Here is a 12,400-nt window from a genome sequence, read left to right as displayed (position 1 = left end):
CGCTATCGGTCGGTCAGATCTGCGCCGGATGCGCCAGCGGCCAGCCGCCGGCGGCCAGCTTCGAGGCCACCCGGGCCACATCGTCGGAGCCCGGCTGTTCGTGGGCCAGCTTGGTGATGGCCGCCTCGATCGCGGCCTCGTCGACCTTCTCCGGATCGTTCGCGGTCAGCTGCGCGACGATCTCCTCCACCTCGGTCTCGGTGAGCCGGCGATGCAGGATCGCGAACAGCGCGACGTAGTCCTCCGACGGCACACCGTGCGGGTAGCCCGCCCGGAGCCAGTTCAGGATGGATTCCAGCAGGGAGACGTTCTCGGTCATGCGAATGAGCTCACTTCTTGGGGGGCTTGGCGCCGAACAGCTGGACATCGAAGGTGTGGCTGATGAAATCCTTTGCGATGTACAGGATTCCGAGGACCACCGCGACGATCACGAGTGCGAAGCAGAGGTAGGCGATCGCCTGGGCGACCGGATTGCCGCGCCGTTCGGCGACCGCGCCCGAACCGCCCTCCGCGACGGCGGGCTCCAGCGCCCAGAACCGGATCCCCAGGGCGAAGACCAGCGGGATGCCCGCGCCGAGCAGCAGGCCGATGAGGGTCACCTCGCCCAGGGATTTGGCGATGGCGTAGAAGGTATGCATCAGTGAGTCCCCTAGACGTTCGCCGGCGTGGTGGGAGCGGCGGGCACGTCGCTGCCCTCCCATTCGGCGTTGACATTGCTCGTGTCGACCGGGTTGCGGCGCGAGCGCAGGTAGATGTAACCGGAGGCGACCACCAGGATGGCCAGGTCGATCAGCGCGCCGCCGAGGCCGCCCGCCAGATCCGCGATCCACCAGCAGAAGGCGCCGACGATCGCTGCCAGCGGCAGGGTGAACACCCACGCCAGCGCCATCCGGCCCATCACGCCCCAGCGCACCTCCGCGCCCGGCTTACCGAGTCCGGTGCCGAGGATGGAGCCGGTCGCCGCCTGCGTCGTGGACAGCGGCAGGCCGAACTGCGCCGAGGTGAGAATGATTGCCGCCGAAGAGGATTCGGCCGCGAAGCCCTGCGGGGAGTCGATCTCGACCAGACCCTTGCCGAGCGTGCGGATGATCCGCCAGCCGCCCAGGTAGGTGCCCGAGGCGATCGCCAGCGCACACAACAGCTTCACCCACAGCGGGATGTCGTCCTTGTTGGTGAAGGTGCCGTGCGCGACCAGCGCCATGAAGATCACACCCATGGTCTTCTGCGCGTCGTTGGTGCCGTGCGCCAGCGAGACCAGCGCCGCCGAGCCGATCTGGCCGATCCGGAATCCCTTGCGCACCTTCGTTTCCGCCGAATTCCGGGTGAACCGGTAGACGAGGTAGGTGCCCAGCGCCGCGACCAGGGCCGCGACGAACGGGGCCAGCAGGGCCGGCAGGATGACCTTGTTGATCAGGCCGGTCTTCTGGTCACCGGTCCAGATGACGCCACTGGCGCCCAGCGCCGCCATCGCGGACCCGATCAGGCCGCCGAACAGGGCGTGCGACGAACTCGACGGGATACCGAACAACCAGGTGATCAGGTTCCACAGGATGGCGCCGACCAGACCCGCGAAGACGATGTGCAACAACTGCATGTGGTGCACGTCGTTGATCTTCAGCAAGCCGCCGGACACCGTCTTGGCCACCTCGACGGAGAGGAAGGCACCGACCAGGTTCAGCACCGCCGACATCGCCACCGCGGTGCGCGGACCGAGCGCCCCGGTGGCGATGGAGGTCGCCATGGCGTTCGCCGTGTCGTGGAAGCCGTTCGTGAAGTCGAAGGCCAGCGCGGTGACTATAACGATGAGTAGTACTAGCAATTCTGCGCTCACGCGATCAGTTTCGTACCGCGCGCGAGCAACGGCACAGTAGCCGCACAATAGTTCATACGACGTTCAACGGGACCTCGCCTCCGGCCACACCGGGCCCACCGGCCCGTACGGGTCTGTCCACGGAATAACGTTTCGGTTACGCTGCCGGAGTTCGTAAGTCGACCGAATGTGAGGAAATCCGATGGGCAGTACCGCCATCGACGTCGTAGCCCTGATCGTGCAGCGCGTCGCCACCTGGTTCTCGTGGGCATCCACCGGGTCGTTCGGGCCGATGCCCCTGTGACGACCGACGTCCGGTGACGTCCGCGTCGCCGGCCGGGTTCCGCGCGGGTCGCGGAACAAATTCCCGGGCCCCCTCGTTGTACATCGCGGCGAGGGGGCTCACCTGTGTGTGCCGCCCCCTGGCGGGACGAAAAATCACCCGACAGCGGCGGTACCGCTGTGCCACCATGAAGGCGATGACCGAGCAGCCCGGACGGGCCGCGCACCGAGTTTCCGAGGGGAGGTGGCCGATGCCTTCGAAGTTTCCCGTACCTACGAACGATGTTGCCGGACAGCATCTTCCGGAACAGCGGCGGCAGTCGCCGGAGTATCCGGTATGCGGCCGCCTCGCGATCCGGGCCTGAGATCCACCGGCGCCCTTCCCTTTTCCCTCGACTCGCATTCATCCTTCACGAAACACGGTGGCACCCATGTCCTTTCAGCGCGCTGCGGCGAACATCACACCCGACAACTGGATACACAGCGGCGTACTCGTCCTGAACGCCTCCTACGAGGCGCTCACCGAGATCGGCGCCGAGCGCGCGGTGGTGCTGCTGGTCAGCGGCGCGGCGGAGTCGATCGCGAATCGGGAGCCGCACTTCCCGGTCCGGTCGAAGCACCTGGAGATCGCGCTGCCGGAAACCATCCGGCTGCTGCGCTACGTCCACCTGGAGCACCGGGTGTTCGTCCACGACGAGAGCCGCGCGACCCTCGCGGGTGTGCTCCGGCGCGACCGCAACCGGTGCGGTTACTGCGCCGGCTGGGCCCGGACCGTGGACCACATCCGGCCGCGCAGCCGCGGTGGCCCCAACACCTGGGGCAACCTGATCGCCGCGTGCGCGCCCTGCAACAGCCGCAAGGCCGACCGCACCCCCGAGGAAGCGGGTATGCGCCTGTTGTGGGAGCCCAAAGCACCCAACGACATCGAGAAGAAACAGCGGCGGATCTGGAAGTCCCTGTCCGCCGCCACAACCCCCGGGACAGGAGGGATCCGGACATGACCGACACATTGCAGGAGTTCACCCTCGTGGATCTGCTCCCGCGCTCGGATTCACAGAGCTGGGAGGAGGCCGCCTGCAAGGGTGACCCCAACCACGAGGCATGGTTCCCCTACCCCTCGCAGGACTTCGCGTACGCGCGCGAGGTCTGCGCGGACTGCCCGATCCGCCGCCAGTGCGGCGAGTTCGCGGCGAACACCGGCCAGTCCGGTGTGTGGGGTGGCCACGAATACGACCGAGGCCGGATGATCCGGCGCTGATCCGACCGGCCGGGTGTCTTCCGGGACACCCGGCCGGTCGCGTACCGGTCCGTACCGGACGGGCGCAGCGCCGCAGATCGCACCGCCCTACACTGTGCGGTCGTGGGTACACATCGCAATCGCATGGCCGGTTCCCGGGGCGTGAGCAAGGGGCTCGTGGCCGGCGTGGTCGCGGTGGTGCTGCTGGCCGCCGTCGTGACGGGCTGGTTCTGGCTCCGGCAACATGCCTCCTCGCAGGACAGCAGCGCCCACACGGGCTGTGTGGAGGGTTCCTCCACGCTCGCGGTCACCGTCGATCCCGATATCGCCGCCGAGATCCGGGCCGCCGCCGATCGGTACAACGCCACCAAGCCGACGGTCCGCGACCACTGCGTCACGGTGACGGTCACGCCGCAGCCGTCGGCGGCGGTCGTCGCCGCGTTCGCGGCCGGCTGGGATCAGAAGCTCGGCGCGCAGCCCGCGCTCTGGATTCCGGATTCGTCGCGGTCCATCGAGTCGATGCGGGTGCCCGGCCTGATCCAGGGCACCCCGGCTCCGGTCGCGGTCAGCCCGATCGTGCTGGCGGTGCCCGACCAACTGCGGCAGGCGCTCGAATCGGCGAAGGTCAGTTGGTCGGATCTGCCTCGGCTGCAACAGGGTTCGCTGTCGGAGCTCGGCCTGTCCGGCTGGGGTGGACTGCGGATGGCGATGCCCGCCGGCGACGGCAGCCTCGCCGCCGCACTCGCGGTCGGGTCCGCGGTGTCCGGCTCCGACCCGCTTACCGACGACACCGCGCGGGCCGGTCAGGTGACCTCCGCCATCGCCCGGCTCGCCGCCGGCGCCCCGCAGACCGCCGACAATTCCGCCGCGCTGACCACCGCCGCCGGCGCGACCGCCGCCAACGCCGCCGTGCACGCCACCGCCGCCACCGAGCAGCAGTTGCCGGGCACCGGCCTCACCGCGTACCACCCCACCGGCGCCGAACCCGTCGCCGACCACCCCGCCGCCCTGCTCACCGGCCCCTGGGTGGACAAGACCCAGAACCTGGTCGCGGGCCTGTTCGTCGACTATCTGCGCGCCCCCGACCAGCAGAAGCTGTTCGCCGACGCCGGATTCCCCGCCCTGCCCGCCGGTCCGCCGCCGGTCACCGCGAAACCGGTGCTGGACCAGGTGCGTGCGGTGCTCGCCAAGCCGGTGCTGGGCGTCCAGTCGACGGTCCTGATCGACACCTCCGCGGCGATGGCCGTCAAGGACGGCGTCCTCACCCGGCTCGGCAACACCCTCGGCGCGCTGCAGTCCACCATGGACGTGATGCCCGCCGACTTCGGGCTCGGCGTGTGGACCTATTCCGACGTCGGCGCCGGTCAGGAGGGCGACGGCGGCGCGGGCACCGCCTACCAGGTCCAGGGCACGACCGCCCCGCTGACCCCGGCCCACCGCACCGAGCTGGCGAAATCGCTGAGCACCGTCAGCCCGGACGAGGTGAAGAACGACCGCGCGTACGCCACCCTGGAGGCCGCGTACAAGAACGCCGTCAAGAACTACGCGGACGGCCACACCAACACGATCCTGCTGATCACCGGCGGCCCGAACGACGACTCGGCGATCAGCGGCACCCAGTTGCTGTCGGATATCGCCGCCCTCACCGACTCCGCCCATCCGATCCGGATCGACGTCATCGTCGTCGGTGGCAAGGGCTCGCCGACCCTGCAAACCCTCGCCCAGCAGTCCAACGGCAGCTACACCAAGCTGACCAGCTCCGACGACCTGAAATTCGGCACCGCCATCTCGCAGGCGCTCACCACCTCCTGAGCCCGGCTCAGTCCGCGTACGCCTCGATCGGCGGGCAGCTGCACACCAGGTTCCGGTCGCCGTAGGCGCCATCGATGCGCCGCACCGGCGGCCAGACCTTGGCCCGCGGGTGGTGCACGCCCTGCGGGTAGACCGCGAGTTCCCGGCTGTACGGATGGTCCCATTCGCCGACCAGGCACTGCGCGGTGTGCGGGGCGCCGCGCAACGGGTTGTCGCCGGCCGGCCACACCCCCGCCGCCACCTGATCGATCTCCGCCTTGATCGCGATCATGGCGTCCGCGAAGGCGTCCAGCTCCGCGAGGTCCTCGCTCTCGGTGGGCTCCACCATCAGCGTGCCGGCCACCGGGAAGCTCATGGTCGGAGCGTGGAAACCGTAGTCCGCCAAGCGTTTCGCCACATCGTCGACGGTGACGCCGGTGCGCTTGGTCAGCTCGCGCAGATCCAGGATGCACTCGTGCGCGACCATCCCGTTCTCGCCTGTGTACAGCACCGGGAAATACGGATCCAGCCGCCGCGCAAGGTAATTCGCGGAGGCGATGGCGGTGAGGGTGGCGCGGCGCAGTCCGTCGGCGCCCATCATCCGGATGTAGGCCCAGGTGATCGGCAGGATCGAGGCGGAGCCGTACTCGGCCGCCGACACCGCGTGCGAACCGGCCTGGAGCGGATCGCCGGGCAGGTACCTCGCCAGATGCTCGCGCACCGCGACCGGCCCGACGCCGGGCCCGCCGCCGCCGTGCGGGATGCAGAAGGTCTTGTGCAGGTTCAGATGGGACACGTCGCCGCCGAACCGGCCCGGCCGGGCGAGGCCGACCAGGGCATTGAGGTTGGCGCCGTCGACGTACACCTGCCCGCCGGCGTCGTGCACCAGCGCGCACAATTCGGCGATCTCGTGCTCGTACACGCCGTGCGTGGACGGATAGGTGATCATGATGCAGGCCAGCCGGTCCGCGTGATCGGCGATCTTCGCGCGCAGATCGTCCAGATCGACGTCGCCGTTGTCCCGGCACCGCACCACCTCGACCCGCAACCCGGCCATGGCCGCCGAGGCGGCGTTGGTGCCGTGCGCGCTGGACGGGATCAGGCAGGTGTCGCGGTGCGCGGCACCGCGGTCCAGGTGGTAGCGGCGGATGGCCAGCAGTCCGGCGTACTCGCCCTGACTGCCCGCGTTGGGCTGCAGGCTCACCCGATCGTATCCGGTGATCGCGGCGAGCCAGCCCTCCAGATCGGCGATCACCCGCAGCAGGCCCGGTACGTCCTCCACCGGCGCGTACGGGTGCAGGCGCGCGAAACCGGGCCAGGTGATCGGTTCCATCTCGGCGGCCGCGTTGAGTTTCATCGTGCACGAGCCGAGCGGGATCATGCTGCGGTCCAGCGCGATGTCCTTGTCGGACAGCCTCCGCAGGTAGCGCAGCATGGCGGTCTCGGTGTGGTAGCGGGTGAAGGCGGGGTGGGTCAGGAACGGCGAGGTGCGGTTCTCGACGTGGGGCCGGCGATGGCTGCCGGGATCGCCCGGATGTCCGTGTGCCACAGCACCTTCCGGCCCGACCGGAATCTCCGCGCCGAAACAGTCGAGCACCGCGACCACATGCACGTCGGTGGTCGCCTCGTCGCAGGCGATCGCGACGTGGTCCGCGTCGACCAGCCGCAGATTGATGCCGCGGCCCTTGGCCTTGGCGACCACGGCCTCCGCGCCGCCGGGCACCCGCGCCAGCACGGTGTCGAAGAAGGACTCGTGCACCACCGCGCCGCCGAGCCCCGCGGCCAGCCACTGCGCGTGCCCGTGCACCCGCCGGGCGATCGCGCGCAGGCCGTCGGCGCCGTGGTAGCTCGCGTACATCGCGGCCACGACGGCCAGCAGCACCTGCGCGGTGCAGATGTTGCTGGTGGCCTTCTCCCGGCGAATGTGCTGCTCGCGGGTCTGCAACGCGAGCCGGTAGGCGGTGTTCCCGTCGGCGTCGACCGACACCCCGACCAGCCGTCCGGGCAGCTGACGGGCGTGCTTCGCATGGACCGCGAGGTATCCGGCGTGCGGGCCGCCGAAGCCGAGCGGCACGCCGAACCGCTGGGTGGTCCCGTAACAGACGTCGGCGCCCTGTTCCCCGGGCGGGACGATCAGCGTCATCGCCAGCAGGTCGGCGCCGACGGCGACCAGCGCGCCGCGCTCGTGGGCGGCGGCGATCATCGCGGTCCGGTCGGCGACCCGGCCGGACGCGCCGGGCGTCTGCGACAGCACGCCGAAGAACTCGCCCGCGGGCAGTTCACCGGCGCTCAGGTCCGCCTCGACGATCTCGATGCCCAGGGGCTCCGCGCGGGTGTACAGCACGGTCCGGGTCTGCGGGAACAGGTCGGTGTCGATCAGCAGCCGGTGCGAGGCGTTGCCCCGGTTGGCCCGCCGCAGCAGGGTCATCGCCTCGGCGGCGGCGGTGGCCTCGTCCAGCATGGACGCGTTGGCGACCGCCATCCCGGTGAGATCGCAGACCATGGTCTGGAAGTTGAGCAGCGCCTCCAGCCGGCCCTGGCTGATCTCGGGCTGGTACGGCGTGTACGCGGTGTACCAGGCCGGATTCTCGAGCAGGCTGCGGACCAGCACCGGCGGGGTCAGCGTGTCGTAGTACCCGAGGCCGATCATCGAGGTGGCGACGGTGTTCGAATGCGCGAGCGCGGCCAGTTCGGCGAGCACCTCGTGCTCGGAGGCGGCCGGCGGCAGCACGTCGAGGCCGTCCTCGCCGGCGGGGTCGAGGATCCCGGCGGGCACCACCCGGCCGGCCAGCTCCGCCAGGCCCGCCACCTCGATGGCGCCGAGAATGTGGGCGAGGGCGTCGGCGTCGGGTCCGATGTGGCGGTCGGCGAAGGGTCGGGTCACGGCAGCTCCTGCGCAGAGGGACGGGCGGGCCACCCTGCTCGCAGGGCGACGGCAACTTCGGCCCTCCCCCTCTGTCGCGGCGCCTGAGAGATTCGGGTCCGCCACACCGCGCGCACGCGGCCGACGGAGCCCTTTCCCCATGGGCGGATGGCCCGCATTGTGTGCGGCCATCACTTTCCAGAGGCGTCGAAACTCCGTACGGTCCCTGGTGCCTGAGAGATTGACGGGGAGGTGCTGCTCCTTCGGCGTCCGGAACTACCGGAACTCTCCCGCACGGCGGCGACGCACCCTCAGTGTAGACACCCGGGCGTGTCGATCATGTTTCCGACTCCGGCCGTGGCCTAGCCGGTCCTGCGGCTCAGGCGGACCTTGCGCCGGAAGGCCAGCTCGTCCTCGGGTCGCTCGGACGCGGTGTGTTCCTCGGCACGTTCGCCCGGGAACGCGGCGATCGCTCCGGTGAGCTCCCGCATCGCGCCGTTGACGGCGATACCGAATACCCCCTGGCCACCCTGCAGTAAATCCACCACCTCTTCCGGCGAGGCGCACTCGTACACGGTGGCGCCGTCGGAGAACAGGGTGATGCCGGCCAGATCCTCCACCCCGCGGCTGCGCAGGTGGTCGACGGCGATGCGGATGTTCTGCAGCGAGATGCCGGCGTTCAGCAACCGCTTCACGATCTTCAGGACCAGAATGTCCTTGAACGAGTAGAGCCGCTGGCTACCGGAACCCGAGGCGCCGCGGATCGAGGGGACCACCAGCCCGGTGCGGGCCCAGTAGTCCAGTTGCCGGTAGGTGATGCCGGCCACCTGACACGCGCTCGGCACGCGATAGCCGACCAGCTCGTCGGGCACCGTGTCGTCGGGGAACAGTCCCGGCTGAACAGCCGCGGCAGGCCGCGTGCCGGATGCAGTCGTCTGCTGCGGTTGGTCTCCCACTGGGCCACTCCCTCACTGCATACCGTAGAACAAACAACCCGATCGGCGGCTGGGGCCGATCGCGATCGGCGGCTGGGCCGCCACGGCCTAACTGTCGAGGCTACTCCCCCGATTGTCCGGGTAGCAGAGGCGCCGACGAAACACCACGCCACGGCGAGTTTTTCAACCTCGAGTCGAGGGTTGGACTTTTGCCCGGATTCCGGTCCGGCCGGAGCTCTCCGGGGGCAACCTCAGCTGTCGGTCGCCTTGAAGTCGTCGGGCGAGACGGACTCGAGGAACTCCTTGAACTTCTCCACCTCGTCCTCCTTCTCGTCCGGCATGACCAGACCGGCCTCCTCCAGCACCGGTTCCTCGGCATGGATCGGGCAACCCACCCGCAACGCGATGGCTACCGAATCGGAGGGCCGCGCCGAGACCCGCAGGCCGTTCTCGAACACCAGATCCGCGTAGAACGTGCCCTCCCGCAGATCCACGATCCGGACCTCGGTGAGGGTGTGCCCGAGGTCGTGGATCAGGATCTTGATCAGGTCGTGGGTGAGCGGACGGATGGGCGTGACGCCCTCCTGTTCGAGGACGATCGCCGTCGCCTCCGCCTGGCCGATCCAGATCGGCAGATAGCGATCACCGGCAACCTCGCGGAGCAACAGCACGGGCTGATTCTGGGGCTGCTCGACCCGAATGCCGATAACACGCATCTCACTCATGCTGTCTCGCCTCCCATGACTCCGCCGACCGCCGAGCAGTGCCGGCCGTATCTCCGAGTCTAGGCGAAGATTTCAGCCGCCGAGGGCGGCCCGCACCGACGTCTTCACGAGGCAGGTGTGCAGCGTCAGCGACAGCGCCGCCAACTCGCGGGCCGTCTCCTCCGCGCGGGCGCGGGCGCCGGCGTCGCGGCTCTTGGCCAGCGGTGCGGCGATCTGCGCGACCATCGCGGCCTCGCGGTCCGCGGCCAGCTTGAACGCGCGCAGATGCCTTGCCTCCAAACCGAATTCGCTCATCGCGCGGGCGGTCCGGGCCAGCGTGACGGCGTCGGTGTCGAAGAAGCCGGCCGGGCCCGGCGTGATCAGCCCGGCGCGCACGAGTTCGGTCAGGAATTTCTCGTCGATCCCGGCCCGGGCGAGCAGATCGCCTCTGGTGACCCGGATCTCGTGGTCGGTTCGCAGCTCGTCCGGGGAGACCTCACCGGACACCACACCCAGCCGCCGCGGAGCCAGGGGTGTGACGTGCGCGTCGGCGGTGCCGGGCGCACGCCCCGGACCACTCGCGCCGGCGCCGGTGGCCCGGGCGCGCGCCTCGCGCACCCCGACCGTCGCGGCGCCGCTGTCGATCGCCTCGAGTTGTTCCTTGATCACTTTCAACGGCAGGTATTGATCCCGTTGCGCCGTCAATACGAACCGGAGTCGTTCGACGTCGGTCACGGAGAACCTGCGATAACCCGAAGGCGTGCGCTCCGGGCAGATCAACCCCTCGGATTCGAGGAAGCGGATCTTCGAAATCGTGATGTCCGGAAAGTCCGGACGCAGCAAATCCAGCACGGAGCCGATCGACATACCTCCGCGTGTCCATTGCGCTGCGCCAGTCATCTGGGCGGCCGTTTACAGAGCGCCCGCCGCCGAATCACTCGCGGCGGCACGCGGACCGGTCAGGAACACCAGACGGAACTTACCGATCTGGACTTCGTCACCGTTCTGCAATTCGGAGGAATCCACCGGCTCCCGATTCACGTAGGTGCCGTTCAAGCTGCCCACATCGACCACCTGGAAGGTGTCGTCGTCCTGACGGAATTCGGCATGACGACGGCTGACGGTGACATCGTCGAGGAAGATGTCACTGTCGGGGTGGCGCCCGGCCGAAGTGGTGGGCTGATCCAACAGGAAGCGCGAGCCCGCGTTGGGGCCACGCTTGACAACCAGGAGGGCAGCACCCGAGGGCAGGCCCTCCACCCCTTGGACCGGCTGCTCGCCGGTCTGCTCACCGGAGCGCGACGCGTCGACCTCGTTGAGGAAGTCAGCACGGAATACCGAAGTCGTCTCGGCCGCGCTCTCCCCGTAACCCGGGTCTTTGTTCTCGCTCACCCTTGCTCTCCTCCTCGAACCGTTATCCGTACAAGCATCCCGAAGCCGTCACCCAACGCGACCGGCTGTCGCGCCCATGAAGATTCCGGCACGGCCGCCGGCACATCTGTTGGCATTGACCGTACCCTGCCACGGCGTACCCGTGCAGGTAGAACTGTGAAGGCGGATCAGCCCCCGATAACTACTTGATAACCTGCGGCATCGAGCAACTTCGAGAGCGCATCGTCCACTTCGGAGGCGTCTTCGAACCGCAACTCGAACATCCAGCCGTCACCATACGGATCGGTGTTGACCGCCTCGGGTTCGGAGTCCAGAAGTTCGTTCACCGCAACGACTTTCCCGCTCAGCGGGGCGTAGATGTCGGAGACGCTCTTGGTGGATTCGACCTCGGCGATGCTCTCCCCCGCGGTGACGTTCGTATCGGCCGCCGGCAGCTGCACGAAGACGACGTCACCGAGCTGTGACTGAGCGAAATCCGTGATACCCACTCGAACCCGGTTCGGATCGACGCGGCGCACCCACTCGTGCTCCTCGGTGTACCGGAGATCCTCGGGAAGGTCGGTCACGGGCGATGTCCTTTCGGGCGATCTCTCGACGGCGTCGTGCCCACTGTATCGGCTCGCCCCGACACCGCGCCCCCGACCACCCCGCTGCCGGGGCGCCGGGACCGATCAGCTGCGTTGCGGCTGTTCACCGGTCGGAATCGGGACGGTCCGGGCCACCGCGACCGCCTTGCCGAGATACAGCAATCCGGTCCACACGTAGACCGCCGTGCCCCACACCAGCAGCGCCCAGCCGAAGGCGTGCCCGAACCCGCGCAGCGGCCAGTCCATGTGGCCGGCCAGCAGCCACGGCAGCGCCGACATCAGCGCGAAGGTGGCGGCCTTGCCGAGATAGATCACCTCCGGTGGCGCCAGCCCGCGGCGCCGGTAGATCGGCAGTGTCGCGGTGAGTACCAGATCGCGCCCGATCAGCACCACCACGAACGGCCACGGCAGGATGTCGCGCAGCAGCAGCCCGACCACCGTGGCCACCAGATAGAGCCGGTCCACGAACGGATCCAGCAGCGCGCCCAGCCGCGAGGACTGGTCGAGCAACCGGGCCAGCTTGCCGTCCAGGAAGTCGGTGACACCGCTGACGATCAGCAGGGCGAACGCCCAGCCGTCGGCGTGCCGGGCCAGCAGCAGCCACAGCAGGACCGGGACCCCGATCAGCCGCAGCACGCTCAACGCGTTCGGCACGGTGAGGATCCGATCGGCGCCGGCCTCCCCCGACTTCTCGGCCAGGGCGTCCGGGGGTTCACTCGTCACAGCCAGTTGCATACCCTAAACCTGCGGTGACCGCCATTTCCCCACGCCGCGGCGGGGACGCGGCATGCGGCTGACA

Annotated in this window: 13 protein-coding genes and 1 riboswitch; of the genes, 3 read left to right on the top strand and 10 right to left on the bottom strand. The window is 69.0% G+C overall.

From position 1 onward, the window contains the following. Positions 1–13: 13 nt before the first annotated feature. The 3 genes from NRB56_RS09075 to NRB56_RS09065 are packed head-to-tail and all read right to left on the bottom strand — an operon-like array spanning position 14 to position 1,831. Positions 14–319: a DUF3349 domain-containing protein gene (locus NRB56_RS09075; RefSeq protein WP_153340243.1), complete on the bottom strand. Its 306-nt coding sequence runs from the start codon at positions 317–319 to the stop codon at positions 14–16. Between the two features lie 10 nt (positions 320–329). Then, a complete protein-coding gene (locus NRB56_RS09070) occupies positions 330–638 on the bottom strand; it encodes a hypothetical protein (protein WP_153340240.1) in 309 nt (102 codons plus the stop codon). Positions 639–649: 11 nt separating this feature from the next. Then, on the bottom strand, positions 650–1,831 hold the full coding sequence (locus NRB56_RS09065) for an inorganic phosphate transporter (protein ID WP_319942752.1): 1,182 nt from the start codon (positions 1,829–1,831) through the stop codon (positions 650–652). Positions 1,832–2,523: 692 nt separating this feature from the next. Between NRB56_RS09065 and NRB56_RS09060 the strand changes: the two genes are divergently transcribed. The 3 genes from NRB56_RS09060 (at position 2,524) to NRB56_RS09050 (ending at position 5,141) form a co-directional block, all read left to right on the top strand. Then, positions 2,524–3,093, top strand: coding sequence for an HNH endonuclease (locus NRB56_RS09060; protein ID WP_153340236.1), 570 nt, complete (start codon positions 2,524–2,526; stop codon positions 3,091–3,093). After that, positions 3,090–3,350, top strand: coding sequence for a WhiB family transcriptional regulator (locus NRB56_RS09055; RefSeq protein WP_153340234.1), 261 nt, complete (start codon positions 3,090–3,092; stop codon positions 3,348–3,350). Before NRB56_RS09060 ends, NRB56_RS09055 begins: the two co-directional genes overlap by 4 nt. Positions 3,351–3,452: 102 nt before the next feature. Next, a complete protein-coding gene (locus NRB56_RS09050) occupies positions 3,453–5,141 on the top strand; it encodes a substrate-binding domain-containing protein (RefSeq protein ID WP_319942751.1) in 1,689 nt (562 codons plus the stop codon). Positions 5,142–5,148: 7 nt separating this feature from the next. On the opposite strand, the gene gcvP is transcribed toward NRB56_RS09050, so the two are convergent. From gcvP to NRB56_RS09015, 7 genes are all read right to left on the bottom strand, one after another. Further along, positions 5,149–8,004: an aminomethyl-transferring glycine dehydrogenase gene (gene gcvP / locus NRB56_RS09045; RefSeq protein ID WP_319942750.1), complete on the bottom strand. Its 2,856-nt coding sequence runs from the start codon at positions 8,002–8,004 to the stop codon at positions 5,149–5,151. Between the two features lie 189 nt (positions 8,005–8,193). After that, positions 8,194–8,286, bottom strand: a riboswitch (glycine riboswitch). 59 nt (positions 8,287–8,345) lie between these two features. Beyond that, entirely contained in the window at positions 8,346–8,939 is a 594-nt protein-coding gene (locus tag NRB56_RS09040; RefSeq protein ID WP_319942749.1) for a MerR family transcriptional regulator, read from the bottom strand. Between the two features lie 230 nt (positions 8,940–9,169). After that, positions 9,170–9,643, bottom strand: a complete 474-nt coding sequence (locus NRB56_RS09035) for a bifunctional nuclease family protein (RefSeq protein ID WP_153340232.1) — start codon at positions 9,641–9,643, stop codon at positions 9,170–9,172. A 72-nt stretch (positions 9,644–9,715) separates the two neighbouring features. Beyond that, on the bottom strand, positions 9,716–10,522 hold the full coding sequence (gene ftsR / locus NRB56_RS09030) for a transcriptional regulator FtsR (protein ID WP_153340230.1): 807 nt from the start codon (positions 10,520–10,522) through the stop codon (positions 9,716–9,718). Positions 10,523–10,534: 12 nt separating this feature from the next. Further along, complete coding sequence (gene odhI / locus NRB56_RS09025; protein ID WP_319942748.1) at positions 10,535–11,014, bottom strand: oxoglutarate dehydrogenase inhibitor Odhl; 480 nt, start codon at positions 11,012–11,014, stop codon at positions 10,535–10,537. 167 nt (positions 11,015–11,181) lie between these two features. Further along, a complete protein-coding gene (gene gcvH / locus NRB56_RS09020; protein WP_319942747.1) occupies positions 11,182–11,580 on the bottom strand; it encodes a glycine cleavage system protein GcvH in 399 nt (132 codons plus the stop codon). A 105-nt stretch (positions 11,581–11,685) separates the two neighbouring features. After that, on the bottom strand, positions 11,686–12,336 hold the full coding sequence (locus tag NRB56_RS09015; RefSeq protein WP_153340228.1) for a CDP-alcohol phosphatidyltransferase family protein: 651 nt from the start codon (positions 12,334–12,336) through the stop codon (positions 11,686–11,688). Positions 12,337–12,400 lie beyond the last annotated feature (64 nt).

It is taken from the genome of Nocardia aurantia (assembly GCF_009604425.1).
In the GTDB taxonomy this organism is placed as follows: Bacteria; Actinomycetota; Actinomycetes; order Mycobacteriales; family Mycobacteriaceae; genus Nocardia; species Nocardia aurantia.
This window is presented reverse-complemented; position numbering and strand designations above follow the sequence as displayed.